Genomic DNA, 17,942 nt, shown 5'->3' with positions numbered 1-17,942 from the left:
GAAGCCGGTGGCATATGCCGAGCGCATCACCTGAAGGTGTGTTGCCGAATCCCTTACACGACGTCGCGCGCTGTGCAACAGTCGTAACGGCCTTTCCGTTCGGCAACCTCGGCCGAACCGTCCCCGCATCGGAGTGCGTCATGCCGTCCCCTCTCTCCGCGGACCACCCAGCCGACCGGCCCGGCCCGGTCGACGCGCTGATATCGCAGGCGCGACAGCTGCGCGGGGACGTGGCCGCGGTACGCCGGGACACCCGTCCCACCGGCTGCGAGCCTGCGGACCTGTGGCAGCGCGCGCTGTACGACCTGGCGCTGCACCAACTCAGCGACCTGGACGAGCACTTGGCCCAGTTGCGGGACGGGCCTCCCGGGGCAGCGGAGGCCGCGCCGACCGCTCCCCGGCGCGCCTCCCTGCTCAGCCGGGTCGGCAGCGCGGAGTGGAACCTGATGGCGGACGAGGCGGTGTGGTCGGCGGAGTTCCACCGCATCCTCGGCCGCGATCCGGCGGCCCCGGCGCTGACCCTGGACGAGCTTCCGTCGCTCGTCCTGGAGGAGGACCGGCCGAAGCTGACGGCGATGGTGACGGACTGCCTCATCGACTCGCGGCCCATCGACGGCGAGTTCCGCGTCGTACGGCCGGGCGGCGAGGTGCGGACCGTGCACCTGATGGGCGAGCCCGTGCTCGGCGCTGACGGGTGCACCGCCTCGATGTGGGCGGTGCTGCGGGACGTCAGCGAACTGCGACGCAGCCAGCGGGCGGTGACCGAGACCCGTGACTCGCTCCGCCGGGGCGGGCCGCGTCCGCGTACCGAGGCACGGCTCGCGGTCGAGTCGCGGGGAGCCGCGTCACCGCCCTGGTGCGGCTCCCTGCGGCTCCCGCGCCAGGCGCCCGCCGTACTGGACGTCGCCGGGCTGCACCTGCCCGCGGCGAACGGCGTCCCGATCGGCGCGGACTGGTTCGACTCGGTCCAACTGCCGGGCGGTGACACGGTGTTCACGGTCGGCTCGCTGACGGGGAACGCCGAGACGCTGGAGTCCACGGCGACGATGCTGCTGGGCGCGCTGCGCGGGATGGCGCTGGCCGGCACCGAGCCCGGGCGGCTGCTCGGGTTACTCGGGCAGCTCCTCGGCGCGGGGGAACGGCCCGCGCTCGCCGGTGTCGTCTACTGCCGCTACCGGCCCGCGACCCGCATCCTCACCTGGGCCCAGGCGGGCCCCTGCGCCCCGCTGCTCGTCCGCGGCGGCGCCGGGCGCCGTCTGACCGGGCCCGGCGGCGCCCTCCTCGGCGCCGCGCCGGGTGCCGTGCACCGCCCGTCCGAGATACTCCTGGAACCGGGTGACCTCCTCCTCCTGCACACCGACCCGGACGCCCGTCCCGTCCTCACCTCCCGGCTCGTGGAGGCGAGGACGGCACAGCAGGCGGCCGAGGCGGCGGCCGAACCCCACACCGGCGAGGACTCGGCATGCGTACTGGCGGCGAGGGTGCTGGGGTGACAACGAGAGTCTGACGATCAGATCATCAGACCGCACGCCGCCTTCCCGGCCCTCACGCCGACCACCCTCACGTCGACACCACCGCCCCCCTCCCGCCCCTCGCCCTCGGCAACGCCGACTTGATCTCCTCCCGCAACTGCGCGATCTTCGGCACCTTCGCGTACGGCCCGGTCAGCCGGTACATGTCGCCCAGCCGGTCCCACGTCCGCAGCGACGAGTTCGCGCCCATGGACGACAGCGCCTCCCGCGCGTAGTGGTGGGCGTGCTCCGCGTCCCCCGCGATGAACAGGGCCGAGGCCATCGACAGGTGGTCGAAGATCCTGGACCGCTGCTGGGTGTCGTCCCGCAGTGCGAGGGCCTTGTCGGCGAAGTACTGCGCCTGGGCCGCCGCGCCCGGATCGTGCTCGGCGAGGGTGCGGTAGGCGAGGCCCTGCATGCCGTACAGGTCGGCCTCGTTGAAGAGCTGCATCCAGCTCGGCGTGGGCCCGTCGTCCCGGGCGGAGGCGAACAGGTCCTCCGCCTTGCCGAGGGTGCGGCGCATGGCCTGCCCCTTGCCCTCGGCGGCCTGCGCCCACGCCTCGACGGTGTGGAACATGGCCCGGGTGCGCGGCAGGGTCTCGGGCCCGGCGCCGGACTGGGCGAGCCGCATCAGGTCGAGCGCCTCGCCGGGCTCGCCCAGGTGCACCTTCTGCCGCGCCGCACGCGACAGCGCCTCGCTGGCGCGGGGCCGGTCCCCGCCCTCGCGGGCGGCGTGGGCGGCGATCAGGAAGTACTTCTGGGCGGTGGGTTCGAGGCCGACGTCGTGGGACATCCAGCCCGCGAGGACGGCGAGGTTGGCGGCGACACCCCACAGGCGGCGCTGGAGGTGTGCCGGATGGCGGTAGGCGAGCATGCCGCCCACCTCGTTGAGCTGTCCCACCACCGCTTTGCGCTGGAGTCCCCCGCCCCGGGCGGCGTCCCAGGCGCGGAACACCTCCACGGAGCGCTCCAGCGCCTCGATCTCCTCGGCCCCGATGGGGGCGGCCTCGTAGCGGTCGAACCCTATGGGGTCGGCGTTCAGGGGGTGGTCGAGGACGGGAGCGTCGGCGGACAGGATCGGGTCGGTGTGCAGCCAGTCGTACATGGCGCTGCTGAGTGCGGAGCCCGCGGCGAGCGCGGCGCCCGCGCCCACCAAGCCGCGTCGGTTGAGCATGAGGTCCATTCCCGTGAATTCGGTGAGGAACGCGACCGTCCGGTCGGGCGTCCACGGAACCCCGTCGGGACGCTCAGTGCTCCCGCCGCTCTGCCGTTTCCCCGGACGCCCGTGCCGGACCAGACCGAGGTCCTCGATGGTCACGACACGGCCGAGACGCTCGGTGAACAGGGCCGCCAGCACCCGCGGTACGGGATCGCGCGGGATCTCTCCCGTGTCGATCCAGCGCCGCACACGCGAGGTGTCGGTGGACAGTTGGGGGTGGCCCATGGCCGCCGCCTGCCGGTTCACCAGTCTCGCGAGTTCCCCCTTGGACCAGCCGGCCAGGCCGAACAGGTCCGACAGTCGGGTGTTGGGTTCTCCGCTCACGTCAAGCCCCCAGGTTCTCGGCTGAGGTCGACAGTAGCCGCGCCGTGGTTGCCGGGCGACTATTCGCCAGGCTTCGCCAGGGTCCGCCACGTGGTGTGCCACGGCCGATCGGGTGTCAGGTAGGAAAGCGCCACCCCGACCCGGTCGTCCGGGGACACTCCCCAGGGTGCACCTGGGTGACCGGGCCGGGCGGCGCACCTAGTTCGCAGGCACACGAAGGGATCTGTCTCGCCCATGTACGCAGCATCGTCCTCCGTGTCCGCGCCGCCCCGGCCCGTCTACCCCCGCCAGGGTGGTGGCCCCTACCTCGCACCCGTCGCCCCCGGCATGGTGCGGCAGCGCAGGCCGGCGGGCGCCGGGACACCACCCCTCAGCGGCAGACTGGACCTTTCGGGCCCGCAGGGCGCCCAGTTGCGCACCGCGCTCGCCTCGGTGCACCGGATCTGCCCGGACTTCGCCCCGGTGCAGGTGCTGCGGCGCAGCGGCCGGTCGGTCCTCCTCGCCGGTACGACCGGACGCAAGCAGGCCGTGGCGAAGTGTCTGCTGGACCACTCCCCCGCGTGGGCGGAGCGCGGCCGGCACGAGATAGCCGCGTACCGCACGTTCGTCCGGCAGCGTCCGCCGGTGCGCACGCCCCGGCTGATCGCGGCGGACCCGGAGAACTGCGTCCTGGTCATCGAGCGGATGGCGGGCCGGGTCGCGGCGCTGACGCGGCATCCGGTTCAGGCGCCGCCGCGCGCGGACATCCGGGCGGCACTGGCCGCCGTGTGCCGGCTGAACGCCTGGCGGCCCCCGGCGGGCACGTTCGACGCGCCGCTCGACTACGCGGCCCGGATCTCCCGCTACCACGAACTCGGCCTGCTGACCGACCGCGACCTCGGCGACCTCCAGAAGCTCCTGCACGGCATCGCGCAGTCGGCGGGCCGGGGCGGGATGGGGCAGTTCTGCCACGGGGACGCGCTGCTCTCCAACCTGCTGCTGTCCCCGGCGGGCCCGGTCCTCGTGGACTGGGAGCACGCCGGCTGGTACCTGCCGGGCTACGACCTGGCGGTCCTGTGGTCGGTCCTGGCGGACGCGCCGGGCGCCCGCCGCCAGATCAGCCAGCTCGCCCAGGCGGCGGGCCCGGCCTCCCGGGACGCGTTCCTGGTGAACCTGATGCTGGTCCTGACGCGCGAGATCCGTACGTACGAGACGGCCGTCCAGCGCGCTCTGCACGACCCGGCGCCCGCGCACGGCTCCCAGCAGTCCGGCGAGGAACAGCGCCTGCTGCTGCGGCGGTTGCACGACGACAGCCAGATGGCACGGCGAGCGGTACGCGCGGCGGTCGGCACGCGCTGACCCCATGGACCGAGGGCCTGCGGTGCGCCAGAGCGGCGGTGCATCGCAGGCCCTCAGCGCGTCAGAGCCTGTGTCGCATCCCCGGTCGGATCAGCGCACGTCGTCTGGTGCTCCCCCAAGCTCTGGCGAGCAGGGGGGACCCCCAGATCGCAAGGCGCCGGAGCGCCCGCGATGGGGGTGCCCCCTGGTCGAGCGAAGCCGAGAGCTTGGGGGAGGAGTCACGTGGGCGTTTCGGCAACGCCGCTGGGGGTCCCCCCTGCTCGCCAGAGCTTGGGGGAGTGCGTGCCAGGCGGCGGGCGCCCGGCCGGGGATGCGACACAGGCTCTCAGGCGGCGAAACGCGCAGGGTACCGCTGTGACAAGGGGGAGCGCCTCCTCGCGGGCATGATTGACGGACCGTCAGCGAGCCGGTAGGCACAGACGTGTCCGGCCCGCGCGATCCCCCCACCGGAGGCCGCATTGCCCAGACGTATCCCCCAGGCCGTCGCCTCGGCAGCCCTGCTGCTCCCGCTGCTGGCCGCCGCCCCGCCCCACGAGTCCGGCGCGTCCCGGCTCGCCCTGCAACGCGCGTTCGACGCGGCGGCGGCCGAGTACGGCGTCCCGCGCAGCGTCCTGCTCGGCGTCTCCTACCTCCAGTCCCGCTGGGACGACCACGCCGGCGCGCCCAGCGTGACCGGCGGCTACGGCCCGATGCACCTGACGGACGCGCGCACGGCCCTCGCGGGCGCGTCGCACCACAGCGAGGGCGACGAGGACCCCCGGGGGGACTCGGCGCGCCCGGCGCTACGGCCACCGGCCGCTCTCACGCGGAGCGTCGACGCCCCCCGCCTGCACACCCTCGCCCGCGCCGCCGCCCTCACCGGCCTCGCCCCCGAGACCCTCCGCACCGACCCCGCCGCGAACATCGAGGGCGGCGCGGCCCTCCTCGCCTCGGCCCAGCGCGCCCTGGGCGAACCCCTCAGCGCCGACCCCGCCGAGTGGTACGCCGCCGTGGCCCGTTTCTCCGGCGCCGACGACACGGCGACGGCAGCCTCGTACGCCGACGACGTGTACGACGTGCTGCGCGCCGGCCAGGAGCGCACGACGGACGCCGGTCAGCTCGTCGCCCTCGCCGCTCAGCCGCGACTGGCGCCGGACGAGGGGCAGTTGACGCGCGCCGGGCTGCGGCAGCCGGTGACGGCCGGGACCGAGTGCCCGAGGGACGTGTCCTGCGAGTGGATCCCGGCGCCGTACAAGGAGTTCGGCGACAAGGACTACGGCAACCACGACCTCGCGAACCGCCCGGCGTCCCAGCCGGTGCGGTACATCGTCGTCCACGACACCGAGGGCGCCTGGGAGGGCGTCCTGAACATGGTCCAGGACCCGACGTACGTGTCCTGGCACTACACCCTGCGCTCCACCGACGGCCACGTCGCGCAGCACGTGAAGACGAAGGACGTCGCCTGGCACGCGGGGAACTGGTACGTCAACGCCGCGTCCGTCGGCATCGAGCACGAGGGGTTCCTCGCGCAGCCCGACGCCTGGTACACGGAGGCCATGTACCGCGCCTCGGCCCGCCTGGTCCGCTACCTCGCGCACCGGTACGGCGTACCGCTGGACCGCCAGCACATCCTGGGCCACGACAACGTGCCCGGTCCGACGACCGCGAACGTCCCCGGGATGCACACCGACCCGGGCCCGTACTGGGACTGGCGGCACTACTTCGAGCTGCTGAAGGCGCCGGTCGAGGCGACGGCGCAGGGGCACGGCGGGCTGGTGACGATCCGCCCCTCGTACGGGGCGAACCGGCCCGCGTACACGGACTGCGGGGCGAAGGGGCAGCCCTGCGCGGACCACGGGTCCAGCGAGGTGCGCCTGTACACCGGTCCCGGTGAGACGTATCCGCTGGTCAAGGACATCGGGCGGGGCACGGAACCGACGACCGGCGTCAACGACATCTCCTCGCGGGTCTCCACCGGGCAGCAGTACGCGGTCGCGGGACGTTCCGGTGACTGGACGGCGATCTGGTACCTGGGGCAGAAGGCGTGGTTCAAGAACCCGCGGAGGCACGCGACGGCCGTGCACGCGGCGGGTCTGGTCGCCCGGGCGAAGGCGGGCCGCGCGTCGGTGCCGGTGTACGGGCGCGCCTACCCGGAGGCGTCCGCGTACCCGAAGGGCGTCCCGGTCCAGGCGGTCTCGCCGCTGTCGTACACGCTGCCCGCCGGGCAGTCGTACGTCGTCGGCGGCGAGGTGCCCGGCGAGTACTACTACGCGGTCACCTTCGCCACCGGCTCGCACAGGGTGGTCGTGGGCAAGGACATGTACTACGAGATCCAGTACGGCCATCGCGTCGCGTACGTGCGCGCGGCCGATGTGGACGTCGTGCCGTCGCTCCGGGGCTGAGGCTTTTCCCGGAGGGGCTCAGCCCTGCTGGAACAGCTCCGCCGGGAGCGGCTTCAGGAGGGCGTACAGGTCGTCCGTGATGGGGCGGTCCCAGGCGGCGATGGTCACCAGGACGTTGTCGCTGCGGTCGAACTGGACGCAGGAGATCCGGCTCTCGGAGAGCTTGAGGCGCCGGACGATGAGGAGGTTGTCGCCCTGCATCACCGGCATGTCCTCGGTGCCGGTGACGGTGACCTCCTCGTCGTTCTCCAGGGCCAGCAGGAGCTGGGCGACCTCGAAGGGGATCTCGTCGTCGGCGGTGTCCCGGGCCGGGGAGCCCTCGGGGAGGTTGCCGATGATCATCGCGGGGCCGCGTCCGCCGAAGAGGTCGTAGCGCAGGAAGACGCCCTGGCAGGTGCCGTCGGGGGCGGGGAGGAGGCCGGCGCCGAGGTTGCCGGGCCAGTCGCCCGGGTCCATGGCGAGGACGTCGAAATCGGGGCCGGCGGGGGTTGCGCTTCGGCGGCGGAGGAACGACATACAGCCATCGTACGGGGTGGCGGGGGCATCTGGCCGAGCGCGGGTCGGATGGTGGTGGAGCACGGCTACAGGGCCCGCCGGGGGTTTCGCACGGCGGGGTGGTTCCGGGCGAGGTGCGGGCCGGCCGCACCTCTCGGCCCGGAACCGGCCTCGGCGTCCCGCCTCAGCTTTCGGCCCGCCTCGGCCCGGTGTTCACGTGAGGTCGAACTCGCCTTCCCGCGCGCCCGAGACGAACGCTCCCCACTCGGCGGGGGTGAAGACGATGGACGGGCTCTGGGGGCGGCCACTGTTGCGCATCGCGATGAAACCCTCGACGAAGGCTATCTGGACATCCCCCAGGCCCTTGCTGCCCGGCTGCCACTCGGCCTCGCTCAGGTCCAGGTCCGGCTTCTCCCAGCCCGCCAACGGCTGCTGCTGGATGGTGCTTTCGGCCACGTCCGTGCTCCTCCCGGTTCCGTCGTCCGCGGGTCAGCCTAGCGATCGGCTCCGGGCCCCGACAGAGCACGTCGGCCGTACCTTTCGGGAGCCGCGCGCTCCGGCTCTCAGGACGTGGGCGCCTCGGCTCCGACGAGCCACATCGAGAAGAACTGCGAGCCGCCGCCGTACGCGTGTCCCAGCACCCTGCGCGCACCGTCCACCTGGTGTTCCCCGGCCTGCCCGCGCACCTGGAGGGCCGCCTCCGCGAAGCGGATCATGCCGGAGGCGCCGATGGGGTTGGTGGACAGGACGCCGCCGGACATGTCGACGGGGAGGTCGCCGTCGAGTTCGGTCACCCCGGACTCCGTGAGCTTCCAGCCCTCGCCCTCGTCGGCGAAGCCGAGGTTCTCCAGCCACATCGGCTCGTACCAGGAGAACGGCACGTACATCTCGACGGCGTCGATCTCCCGGCGCGGGTCGGAGATCCCGGCCTGCCGGTACACGTCGGCGGCGCAGTCCTTGCCGGCCTGCGGCGACACCGCGTCCTTGCCCGCGAACAGCGTCGGTTCGCTGCGCATCGCGCCGCCCAGCATCCAGGCGGGCGGTCGGGGCGAACGGGCCGCGCCCGCACGGTCGGTGAGGACCATCGCGCAGGCCCCGTCGGAGGAGGGGCAGGTCTCGGAGTAGCGGATCGGGTCCCACAGCATCGGCGAGGACTGGACCTTGTCGAGGGTGATGTCGTGCTCGTGGAGATGGGCGTACGGGTTCTTGAGCGCGTTGCGCCGGTCCTTGTACGCGACGAGCGAGCCGATGGTGTCGGGGGCGCCGCTGCGCCGGATGTAGGCCCGCACGTGCGGCGCGAAGAAGCCGCCCGCCCCCGCGAGCAGCGGCTGCTGGAAGGGAATCGGCAGGGACAGCCCCCACATCGCGTTGGACTCGGACTGCTTCTCGAACGCGAGGGTGAGGACGGTCGCGTGGACGCGCGAGGCGACAAGGCCGGCCGCCACCAGGGCAGTCGACCCGCCGACGCTCCCCGCCGTGTGCACCCGCAGCATCGGCTTCCCCACGGCGCCGAGCGCGTCCGCGAGGTACAGCTCGGGCATCATCACGCCCTCGAAGAAGTCCGGCGCCTTCCCGATGACGACGGCGTCGACGTCGGCCCACGTCAACTCGGCGTCGGCCAGCGCGCGTTGGGCCGCCTCCCGGACCAGCCCGGCGATGGACACGTCCCGTCGGGCCGCGACGTGCTTGGTCTGGCCGATCCCGACGACGGCCACGGGTTCCTTGCTCATCGCGGATCCCCTTCCAGGACGGCGACCAGGTTCTGCTGGAGACAGGGCCCGGAGGTGGCGTGGGCGAGCGCCCGGTCGGCCTCGCCGCGGTGCACGCGGGTCGCGGCCTCGCCGATGCGGATGAGCCCGGCGGCCATCACGGGGTTGGAGGCGAGCGCCCCGCCGGAGAGGTTGACGCGCACGCTGTCGTCGAGCTTGAGCGCCTTGCGCAGGACGACTTCCTGGGAGCTGAACGGCGCGTGCAACTCTGCGGTGTCGACGGGCCGTTCGAAGGCACCGGCCTTCTCGGCGGCTAGGCGCGTCGACGGGGAGTCGGTGAGGTCGCGGACGCCGAGGGAGTGCGCCTCGATGCGGTGGTCGATGCCGCGTATCCACGCGGGCCGGTCGCACAGCTCACGCGCCCTGTCCCCGGCGGCGAGGATCACGGCCGCTGCCCCGTCGCCGATCGGCGGGCAGTCGCCGTGCCGCAGCGGCGCGACCACGTACTCGCCCTGCGGGTGTGAACCCCGGTTCTGCGCATGGGGGTTGAGGGTGGCGGCGCGTCTGCTGCGGGCGGCGATCTCGGCGAGTTCGCGTTCGTCGGTGTCGCCCGCGTCGATGAGGGCCTGCGCCTGGAGGGCGGCGAGCGCGACGGAGTCGGGCCACAGGGGGGCGACGTAGTACGGGTCGAGCTGACGGGTGAGGACGTCCCGCAAGTGGCCGGGCGAGGACTTGCCGTACGCGTAGACGAGCGCCGTGTCGGCGTCCCCCGTACGGAGTTTGACCCACGCCTCGTACAGCGCCCAGGCGCCGTCCATCTCGACGTGCGACTCCGCGATCGGCGGCCAGGCGCCGACGCCGTCGAGGGCGAGGGTGAAGGAGAAGGCGCGGCCCGCGAGGTAGTCGGAGGAGCCGGAGCAGGTGAAGCCGATGTCGGGCGTCTTGAGGCCGGTGCGGCCCAGGACGTCGTGCAGGACCGGCATCAGCATCTCGACCTCGGACGACTCCTCGGTGGTGCGCCGGATGTCGCTCTGCGCGAAGGCGACGACCGCGATGTCCCGGGTCACAGCAGCTCCTTGTACGTGTCGTAGTCGGCGTCGGGTTCGCCGGTCGGCCGGTAGTGGTCGGGGTAGCGGGCGCCTTCCGTCCAGACGGGCTCGACGCGCAGGCCCATGCGGACCTGGTCGTACGGGATGCCCGCGATCCGGCCGTGCAGGGCGAGGTCGGCGCCGTCGAGGGCGATGTGGCCGTAGACGTACGGGACTTCTATGTCCAGGTTCTTCGCCTTGATGTTGACGACGCAGAACGTGGTGACCGTGCCGGCCGGGCCGACCTCGACCTGTTCGGCGGTCGCGACGCCGCAGGTGGGGCAGGCGCCGCGCGGGGGGACGTACACCTTGCGGCAGCGGGGGCAGCGTTCGCCGACCGTGCGCTGTTCGGAGAGGGCGGCGATGTACGCGGTCTGGGCGCGGCCGGGCGAGTAGGTGTAGTCGAGGCGGGCGGGGGCGACGATGCCGGTGACCGGGTTCTCGGACTCGCCCGCGTGGACGGCGACCACGGACTCCTCGCCGTCGTCCGGCTCGAAGCAGGCGATGTCGGTGATGGCGCCCACGCGTTCGTCGGCCCAGCGGACGCGGACGCGCATGCCGCTGTGCACGGCGTCGGGGCCGGGGGCGTCGAGGGCGTGCAGGAGGGCGGTGTCGGCCTGGTCCAGCTTCACCAGGACCCAGGCGAAGGGCGTGTCGAGCGGCTGACCGCGGCGCGGGGCGGGGTTCCAGGCCCAGGTGGTGACGGTGCCGGTGAGGCCGACGTGGACGAGGTCGCGGATCTCCTCGGCGGTGACGGGGTCGTACTCGACCGGCGGGACGAGGGTACGGCCGTCGCGGGTCCGCACGCCGAGGACGTATCCCTGGCGCAGGCCGGTCAGGAAGGCGCTCTGGACGGGGCCGAGGGAGCGGGTGAAGGGGAACTCGACGACGAGCGGTGCCTTGAGCACGGTGGTGGTCCTTCGGTCAGGCCCGCTTGTAGACGGGGGCGCGTTTCTCGGCGAAGGCGCGGGTGCCTTCCTGGGCGTCGGCGGTCGCGAACACCGGCCAGCCGCGCTTGAGTTCGGCGGCGAGCCCCTCGGCCTCGGTGAGTTCGGCGGTCTCGTACACGGACGCCTTGACGGCCTCGACGGCCAACGGGCCGCAGGCGTTGACCTGTTCGGCGATCTCCAGGGCCCGGTCCAGGGCGGTGCCGTCGGGGACGACGTGTCCGATCAGGCCGATCGCCGCGGCCTCGCGGGCGGTGTAGGGGCGGCCGGTGAGGAGCATCTCCAGGGCGTGGGTGCGGGGAATCTGCCGCTGGAGACGGACAGTTGAGCCGCCGATCGGGAAGAGGCCGCGTTTCACCTCGTACAGGCCGAAGGTCGCGGACTCGCCCGCGACGCGGATGTCCGTGCCCTGGAGCATTTCGGTGCCGCCCGCGACGCAGTGGCCCTCGACCGCCGCGATGACCGGTTTGCGGGGGCGGTGGTGGCGGAGCATCGCCTTCCAGTGCAGGTCGGGGTCGGCGTCGAGGCGGCTGCGGTAGTGCTCGCCGTCGATGCCCTTGCCCGCGAGGGCCTTGAGGTCCATGCCGGCGCAGAAGGTGCCGCCGGCGCCGGTGAAGACGATCGAGCGGATGCCGTCGTCCTCGTCGGCCTCGATCCAGCCGTCGTACAGGCCGACGAGCATGGGCAGCGAGAGGGCGTTCTTCGCTTCGGGCCGGTTGAGTGTGAGGACGAGGGTGGCGCCCTCGCGCCGGACTGTGAGGTGTTCGGTACCGCTCATGGCACTTTCCCCTCCTGAGCCTTCGGGGGAACAGGTTGCAGGAGCCCGGTGGGCACTTCAAGGGGCGACCGGCGACTTTCTGACAGTCAGTCAGATTTCTCTGCCGTGAGCCTTCCCAGTTGCCGTCGCCTTTGCTCTGATGACCGGCGAGCCGAGGTGGGGAGGAACGGTGGAGTACAACCTTGCCGACCTGTTCGAGTCGGTCGTGGACGTCGTCCCCGACCGCGAGGCACTCGTGTACGTCGACCATCCTGGCACCGGCGCGGAACTGCGGCTCACCTACGCCGAGTTGGACGCCGCGGCCAACCGGATCGGGCATCATCTGCTGGCGCGGGGTCTGCGGGCCGGTGAGCATGTCGGGCTGCATCTGTACAACGGGGTCGAGTACCTCCAGGCGGCGCTGGGGTGCCTGAAGGCGCGGCTGGTACCGGTGAACGTCAACTACCGGTACGTCGAGGACGAGTTGGCGTACCTGTACCGGGACGCGGATCTCGCCGCGCTGGTGTTCGACGGGGAGTTCGAGGACCGGGTGCGGGCGGTGCTGCCCCGGACGCCGGGGGTGCGGCAGCTGCTGCGGGTCGGGGAGGGGGAGCTGGGGACCCCGTTCGCCGATGCCGAGGGGTCTTCCTCGCGGGGTTTCCCCGCGCGGTCCGCCGACGACGTGTTCATCATCTACACCGGCGGGACGACCGGGATGCCCAAGGGCGTGCTGTGGCGGCACGAGGACCTGTTCTTCTCCGGGATGGGCGGGGGCGCGCCGACCGGGGAGCCGGTGAAGAAGCCCGAGGAGCTGGCCGAGCGGGTCGCCGCCGGGGCGCCCGGGATCACCTTCTTCCCCACTCCCCCGCTCATGCACGGCACCTCGACCCTCACGGCGTTCATCGGCTTCAACTTCGGCCAACGCGTCGTCCTGCACCGGAAGTTCGTGCCGGAGGAGGTGCTGCGGACGGTCGCGAAGGAGAAGGTCAACGCGATCTCCCTGGTGGGCGACGCGATGCTCCTCCCCCTGATCGACGCCCTCTCGGGCCCGCTCCGGGACACCGACTGTTCGTCCCTGTTCAGCGTCTCGTCCTCCGGCGCGATCCTCTCGGACACCGTCCGCCGCCGGTTCGGCGAACTCCTGCCGAACACCATGCTGTTGAACAACTTCGGGTCCTCCGAGTCCGGCTTCAACGGCACCGCCACGGACGACTCCGGGCCCGAGCGGGGGTTCCGGGTCCGGGTCAACTCCCGTACCCGGGTGGTCGATCCGGCGACCCATGAGCCCGTCGCCCCCGGCGAGGTGGGCCGCGTCGCCCAGTGCGGGCACGTCCCTCTCGGCTACTACAACGACCCCGCGAAAACCGCCGAGACGTTCTTCGAACTCGACGGCGAGCGCTGGGTGTTGCTCGGCGACATGGCGACCGTCGACGAGGACGGGGTGGTCGTGGTGCTGGGGCGGGGGTCGGAGTGCATCAACACGGGCGGGGAGAAGGTGTACCCGGAGGAGGTCGAACAGGCCCTGAAGGCCCACCCGGACGTGTACGACGCCCTGGTGGCCGGGGTGCCCGACCCGACGTGGGGCAACCATGTCGCGGCGGTCGTCCAACTCCGCCCGGGCTCCGCCGGGTTGACGCTCGACGCGCTCCAGACCCACTGCCGGGCCAGCCTCGCCGGGTACAAGGTCCCCCGGCAGCTGGTGATCGCCGAGACGATCCGGCGGTCGCCCAGCGGGAAGGCGGACTATCGGTGGGCGCGGGAGGTCGCCGGGGAGGCGGACCGTTAGTTCAGGAACTCCTCGACGTGCGCGAGGAACTCCGTCGGCCGGGTCGCGTGCACCAAGTGCCCCGCGTCGACGGTCACATGACGGGCGTCGGGGAGGAGTCCGGCGAGTTCGGCGACCTGCTCCTGGGGGATGAGGCTGGTCGGGCCGCCGCCGATGAGGAGGGTCGGTACGGTGACTCGCGCCGCGCCTTCCCGCCAGGCCGGGTCCGGGGCGTTGCGCTGGGCGTCGGTCGCGGTGATCATCGCCCAGTCGTACGGGAGGTCTCCGTCGGGGCGTTCGGCGGGTGGGCGGGGCGGGTCGAGGGGGACGGTGACGGGGACGTCCTCCAGCACCAACCGCCGTACGGCGTCCGGGTGTTCCTGCGCGAGGAGGTAGGCGACGACGCCGCCCAGGGAGTGCCCTATCAGGTCGGCGCCGATGAGGTCGAGGGCTTCGAGGTAGCCGTGGATGTCGTCGCGCATCGCCTCGTACCCGTACGTTCCCGGCCAGTCGCTGTGGCCGTGTCCGCGCAGGTCGGGGGCGTGGACACGGCGCGGGCCGGCCGCGAGGTGTTCAGCGACCCGTGTCCAATCCGCGCTGTCGAGGCCGCGGGCGTGGAGGAGGACGACGGGCGGGGCTTCTTCGGGGCCCCAGGTGCGGTGGGCGAGGGTGATGCCGTTGGTCTTGACGGTGTGCATGGCGGGGAGGGTAGCCGGGGGCGGGGTGGGGGTGTCGGTCACTCTGCCGACCGCAGAAACGCGTTGACGTGGCGTACGAACCAGTGGGGGTCGTCGAGCCAGGGATAGTGCCCGGCGCCGGGCTGGACGGCGACCTCCGCGTGCGGGAAGAGCGCCGCGGTCCGCTCGGCGAGCGCGGGGTCGAGTTCACCGGCGAGGACGAGAACGGGTGCGCCGAGGCCGGCGAGTGCTTTCACCGTGGCCGGTGGGTCGTAGGCGCCGTCGGAGTGGAACAGCTCGCACGCCTCGTCGTTGATCCGGGCGTCCACGGTCGCCAGGTGGGCGCGGGCCGCGTCGTCCCAGCGTCCGTAGAAGAAGCCGCCGAACTCCGACAGGTCCGGGTCGGCGCCGCCCAGCCACGCCTCGTACGACGGATACGCCTCGCTGTACCAGCTCTCCTCCGCGCGCAGCCGTGCGGCGGCCCGGCGGTCCTCGTCCGTGACCGCGAGTCCGAGCGCACGCGGTGTCGAGGTGATCAGCGCGAGCCGCCGGACCCGCTCCGGGTGGCAGGCCGCGTACAGCGCCGCGAGGCTGCCCGCCGCCGAGTGCGCCAGCAGGTCCATCCGGTCCAGGCCCAGCCGGACCCGCAGCGCCTCCACGTCACCCACCTGCCGGTCACAGCGGTACGTCGACGGGTCCGCCGGCTTCGCGGAGTCTCCCGTCCCCCTCGGATCCAGCAGGAACAGGGTCCGGTGGGCGGTCAGCCCGCCGAGATCGCCGAGGTACTCGGAGGCGGTCATGGGGCCACCCGGGAGGACCACGAGGGGCTCGCCCTCACCCCGTACGTGGTAAGCGAGTTCCGTTCCGTCGGGTGCGGTGAAAGTCGGCATGCGGCCGATCATCTCCCCTTGTCCCGGCCCTGGGCATCTGTGTTACTGGAGGTGCGGAGGTGAGGCGGATGCTGGACGCCGGTGAACGCATGGGTGCCGAGGAGCTGCGGGCCACGCAGCTGCGGCGGCTGCGGTGGTCGCTGCGGCACGCGTACGAGAACGTGCCGTTCTACCGGGACGCCTTCGACAAGGCGGGCCTGCGGCCGGAGGACTGCGCGTCGCCGGCCGATCTCGCGCGGTTCCCGTTCACGACGAAGGCGGATCTGCGGGCCCACTATCCGTACGGGATGTTCGCGGTCGACCGGCGACAGGTGCGGCGGCTGCACGCGTCCAGCGGGACGACCGGCGTGCCGACCGTCGTCGGGTACACGCAGGCCGATCTGGACCTGTGGGCGGACCTCGTGGCCCGGTCGATCCGCGCGGCGGGCGGGCGGCCGGGGGACGTCGTCCATGTGGCGTACGGGTACGGCCTGTTCACCGGCGGGCTCGGCGCGCACTACGGGGCCGAGCGGCTCGGCTGTACGGTCGTCCCCGCGTCCGGGGGCATGACGAGCCGTCAGGTCCAACTCATCCGGGACCTGGAACCCCGGGTCATCATGGTCACCCCCTCGTACATGCTGACGCTCCTCGACGAGTTCGAACGGCAGGGCGTCGATCCGCGCTCCACCTCGCTGGAGGTCGGGGTGTTCGGCGCGGAGCCGTGGACGGAGGAGATGCGGCGGGAGATCGAGGAGCGGTTCGGGATCGACGCGGTCGACATATACGGGCTGTCCGAGGTCATCGGTCCCGGGGTCGCCCAGGAGTGCGTCGGGACGAAGGACGGGCTGCACGTGTGGGAGGACCACTTCTACCCCGAGATCGTCGACCCGCTGACCGGCGAGGTGCTGCCGGACGGGTCGGAGGGCGAACTGGTCTTCACGTCCCTCACGAAGGAGGCGATGCCGGTCGTCCGCTACCGCACCCGCGATCTGACGCGGCTGCTCCCCGGTACGGCCCGCGTCTTCCGCCGGATGGCGAAGGTCACCGGCCGCAGCGACGACCTCGTCATCCTGCGCGGCGTCAACCTCTTCCCCACCCAGATCGAGGAGATCGTCCTGCGCACCCCGGGTGTCGCGCCGCACTTCCAGCTCCGCCTGACCCGCGAGGGCCGCCTCGACGCCCTCACCGTCCGCGCGGAGGCCCGTCCCGACGCGACTTCCGAGGACCGGCGTACGGCGGAGGCGGCGATCACGACGGCCGTCAAGGACGGGATCGGCGTCACGGTGACCGTGGAGGTCGTCGATCCCGAGACCCTGGAACGGTCGGTCGGCAAGATCCGCAGGATCGTGGACCTCAGGCCCCGCTGAACCTGTCCCGCAGCTCGCGCTTGAGGATCTTGCCGCTGGCGTTGCGTGGCAGCGCGTCCACGAACACGATCCGCTTGGGTGCCTTGAAGTGGTCCAGCTTCTCGCGGGCGTGGGTGAGGAGTTCGGCCTCGGTGATGTCGCCTCTCGGGACGACGACCGCGGTGATCGCCTCGATCCACTGTTCGTCCGGCAGGCCGATCACTGCCGCCTCGGCCACGGACTCGTGGGTGTAGAGCGCGTCCTCGACCTGGCGGGAGGCGACGAGGACGCCGCCGGTGTTAATGACGTCCTTGACGCGGTCGACGATCGTGTAGAAGCCGTGCGCGTCCCTGACCGCGAGGTCCCCGGAGCGGAACCAGCCGTCCCGGAACGCCGCTTCGGTCTCCTCCGGCTTCTCCCAGTACCCCTCGCACAGTTGCGGCGAGCGGTACACGATCTCCCCGGCCGTTCCGTCGGCCACCTCCGCCCCGTTCTCGTCGACGACCTGCGCGTCCACGAACAGGACCGTCCGCCCGCACGAGTCGAGCCGGCCCTTGTGCTCGTCCGGTGCGAGGACCATGGCGAGGGGGCCGATCTCGCTCTGGCCGAAGCAGTTGTAGAAGCCGAGTTTCGGGAGGCGTTCCCGCAGTCGCTCCAGCACCGGGACCGGCATGACCGACGCCCCGTAGTACGCCTTGCGCAGCCCGCCGAGGTCGCGGGCCCTGAAGTCCTCCCGGTTCGCGAGGGCGATCCACACGGTGGGCGGCGCGAACAGGCTGTCCGCGCGGCCCGTCTCGATCAGCTCGAACAGCCGGTCCCCGTCGGGCGCGTCGAGGATGACGTTCGTCGCCCCGACCGCCAGGTACGGCAGCAGGAACACGTGCATCTGCGCCGAGTGGTACAGCGGCAGCGCGTGCACGGGCCGGTCCCCGGCGCTGAGGTCGAGCGCCGCGATCGCGCTCAGGTACTCGTGGACCAGCGCGCGGTGGGACATCATCGCGCCCTTGGGCAGGGCGGTCGTCCCGGACGTGTACAGCAGCTGGACCAGGTCCTCGGCGCGCGCCCCCTCTCCGTCGTACGGCGCCGCTGCGGCGAGCCGGTCGAGGAGCGAGCCGTCGGTGTCCCTGAGCGCCAACTGCCGTGTCCCGGCCGGGAGGTGGTGCGCGAGGCCGGGGTCGGTGAGGACGAGGGTGCTGCCGGACTGGGCGACCAGGTAGGCGAGGTCGTCGCCCGTGAGGTTCTGGTTCACCGGGACGTGGACCAGTCCCGCCCTGGCGCAGGCGAGGAACGCGATGAGGTAGGCGTCGGAGTTGTGCCCGTAGGCCCCGACCCGGTCCCCCTTCACGAGCCCCTCGCCGAGGAGCACGGCCGCCGCGCGGGAGACCGCGTCGTCGAGTTCCTCGTAGGTCCAGGTGCGGTCGCGGTACTCGATGGCGACACGCGCCGGGGTGCGGCCGGTACTGCGCCGCAGCACCCCGTCGACCGTGGTGCTGGCCTGTCCTGACGTCATGGGGGT

15 protein-coding genes are annotated in these 17,942 nt (G+C 72.5%); 5 read left to right on the top strand and 10 right to left on the bottom strand.

Annotated elements, in window-relative coordinates:
- The first annotated feature begins 140 nt into the window (after positions 1 to 140).
- Positions 141 to 1,493 (top strand): SpoIIE family protein phosphatase, encoded by a 1,353-nt coding sequence (locus tag ACQCO7_RS40465; protein WP_464076511.1) that lies wholly within the window; start codon positions 141 to 143, stop codon positions 1,491 to 1,493.
- 67 nt (positions 1,494 to 1,560) lie between these two features.
- On the opposite strand, the gene ACQCO7_RS40460 is transcribed toward ACQCO7_RS40465, so the two are convergent.
- Entirely contained in the window at positions 1,561 to 3,054 is a 1,494-nt protein-coding gene (locus ACQCO7_RS40460; RefSeq protein WP_464076510.1) for a DNA-binding protein NsdB, read from the bottom strand.
- 234 nt (positions 3,055 to 3,288) lie between these two features.
- On the opposite strand from ACQCO7_RS40460, the gene ACQCO7_RS40455 reads away from it, so the two are divergent.
- Both ACQCO7_RS40455 and ACQCO7_RS40450 read left to right on the top strand, forming a co-directional pair.
- Positions 3,289 to 4,392, top strand: a complete 1,104-nt coding sequence (locus ACQCO7_RS40455; protein WP_464076509.1) for an aminoglycoside phosphotransferase family protein — start codon at positions 3,289 to 3,291, stop codon at positions 4,390 to 4,392.
- A gap of 458 nt (positions 4,393 to 4,850) precedes the next feature.
- Positions 4,851 to 6,773, top strand: coding sequence for an N-acetylmuramoyl-L-alanine amidase (locus ACQCO7_RS40450; RefSeq protein WP_464076508.1), 1,923 nt, complete (start codon positions 4,851 to 4,853; stop codon positions 6,771 to 6,773).
- Between the two features lie 18 nt (positions 6,774 to 6,791).
- Here the strand turns inward: ACQCO7_RS40450 and ACQCO7_RS40445 are convergent, their stop codons facing one another.
- The 6 genes from ACQCO7_RS40445 to ACQCO7_RS40420 form a co-directional block, all read right to left on the bottom strand.
- The gene (locus tag ACQCO7_RS40445) at positions 6,792 to 7,289 is read right to left on the bottom strand and encodes a hypothetical protein (protein WP_055720480.1); all 498 of its coding nucleotides are present in this window, start codon (positions 7,287 to 7,289) and stop codon (positions 6,792 to 6,794) included.
- Positions 7,290 to 7,481: 192 nt separating this feature from the next.
- Positions 7,482 to 7,724: a DUF397 domain-containing protein gene (locus tag ACQCO7_RS40440; RefSeq protein ID WP_010357697.1), complete on the bottom strand. Its 243-nt coding sequence runs from the start codon at positions 7,722 to 7,724 to the stop codon at positions 7,482 to 7,484.
- Between the two features lie 107 nt (positions 7,725 to 7,831).
- Entirely contained in the window at positions 7,832 to 8,998 is a 1,167-nt protein-coding gene (locus tag ACQCO7_RS40435; protein WP_464076507.1) for a thiolase domain-containing protein, read from the bottom strand.
- Entirely contained in the window at positions 8,995 to 10,044 is a 1,050-nt protein-coding gene (locus ACQCO7_RS40430; protein WP_464076506.1) for a thiolase domain-containing protein, read from the bottom strand. Before ACQCO7_RS40430 ends, ACQCO7_RS40435 begins: the two co-directional genes overlap by 4 nt.
- Entirely contained in the window at positions 10,041 to 10,973 is a 933-nt protein-coding gene (locus tag ACQCO7_RS40425; protein WP_464076505.1) for a Zn-ribbon domain-containing OB-fold protein, read from the bottom strand. Before ACQCO7_RS40425 ends, ACQCO7_RS40430 begins: the two co-directional genes overlap by 4 nt.
- A 16-nt stretch (positions 10,974 to 10,989) precedes the next feature.
- Positions 10,990 to 11,790 (bottom strand): crotonase/enoyl-CoA hydratase family protein, encoded by an 801-nt coding sequence (locus ACQCO7_RS40420; RefSeq protein ID WP_464076504.1) that lies wholly within the window; start codon positions 11,788 to 11,790, stop codon positions 10,990 to 10,992.
- A gap of 169 nt (positions 11,791 to 11,959) precedes the next feature.
- On the opposite strand from ACQCO7_RS40420, the gene ACQCO7_RS40415 reads away from it, so the two are divergent.
- Positions 11,960 to 13,555, top strand: coding sequence for an acyl-CoA synthetase (locus ACQCO7_RS40415; protein WP_464076503.1), 1,596 nt, complete (start codon positions 11,960 to 11,962; stop codon positions 13,553 to 13,555).
- Here ACQCO7_RS40415 and ACQCO7_RS40410 read toward each other — a convergent pair.
- A complete protein-coding gene (locus tag ACQCO7_RS40410) occupies positions 13,552 to 14,232 on the bottom strand; it encodes an alpha/beta fold hydrolase (RefSeq protein ID WP_464076502.1) in 681 nt (226 codons plus the stop codon). The two genes, ACQCO7_RS40415 and ACQCO7_RS40410, sit on opposite strands and share 4 nt — an antisense overlap.
- 38 nt (positions 14,233 to 14,270) lie before the next feature.
- The gene (locus tag ACQCO7_RS40405; RefSeq protein ID WP_464076501.1) at positions 14,271 to 15,101 is read right to left on the bottom strand and encodes an alpha/beta fold hydrolase; all 831 of its coding nucleotides are present in this window, start codon (positions 15,099 to 15,101) and stop codon (positions 14,271 to 14,273) included.
- A gap of 68 nt (positions 15,102 to 15,169) precedes the next feature.
- Between ACQCO7_RS40405 and paaK the strand changes: the two genes are divergently transcribed.
- Complete coding sequence (gene paaK / locus ACQCO7_RS40400) at positions 15,170 to 16,447, top strand: phenylacetate--CoA ligase PaaK (RefSeq protein WP_464076500.1); 1,278 nt, start codon at positions 15,170 to 15,172, stop codon at positions 16,445 to 16,447.
- Here paaK and ACQCO7_RS40395 read toward each other — a convergent pair.
- Positions 16,434 to 17,936 carry an acyl-CoA synthetase gene (locus ACQCO7_RS40395; RefSeq protein ID WP_464076499.1) on the bottom strand — a complete coding sequence of 501 codons (1,503 nt, stop codon included), beginning with the start codon at positions 17,934 to 17,936 and terminating at the stop codon, positions 16,434 to 16,436. The genes paaK and ACQCO7_RS40395 overlap by 14 nt on opposite strands.
- Positions 17,937 to 17,942 lie beyond the last annotated feature (6 nt).

Source organism: Streptomyces saintjeani (assembly GCF_055409605.1).
The sequence above is the reverse complement of the archived record's forward strand: the minus strand, read 5'-3'. Positions and strand labels throughout refer to the sequence as shown.

Coding starts and splice junctions, on each gene's coding strand:
- ACQCO7_RS40435 (WP_464076507.1), bottom strand. CDS start 8,998: ATGAGCAAGGAACCCGTGGCCGTCGTCGGGATCGGCCAGACCAAGCAC.
- ACQCO7_RS40410 (WP_464076502.1), bottom strand. CDS start 14,232: ATGCACACCGTCAAGACCAACGGCATCACCCTCGCCCACCGCACCTGG.
- ACQCO7_RS40445 (WP_055720480.1), bottom strand. CDS start 7,289: ATGTCGTTCCTCCGCCGCCGAAGCGCAACCCCCGCCGGCCCCGATTTC.
- paaK (WP_464076500.1), top strand. CDS start 15,170: ATGCTGGACGCCGGTGAACGCATGGGTGCCGAGGAGCTGCGGGCCACG.
- ACQCO7_RS40405 (WP_464076501.1), bottom strand. CDS start 15,101: ATGCCGACTTTCACCGCACCCGACGGAACGGAACTCGCTTACCACGTA.
- ACQCO7_RS40465 (WP_464076511.1), top strand. CDS start 141: ATGCCGTCCCCTCTCTCCGCGGACCACCCAGCCGACCGGCCCGGCCCG.
- ACQCO7_RS40455 (WP_464076509.1), top strand. CDS start 3,289: ATGTACGCAGCATCGTCCTCCGTGTCCGCGCCGCCCCGGCCCGTCTAC.
- ACQCO7_RS40395 (WP_464076499.1), bottom strand. CDS start 17,936: ATGACGTCAGGACAGGCCAGCACCACGGTCGACGGGGTGCTGCGGCGC.
- ACQCO7_RS40420 (WP_464076504.1), bottom strand. CDS start 11,790: ATGAGCGGTACCGAACACCTCACAGTCCGGCGCGAGGGCGCCACCCTC.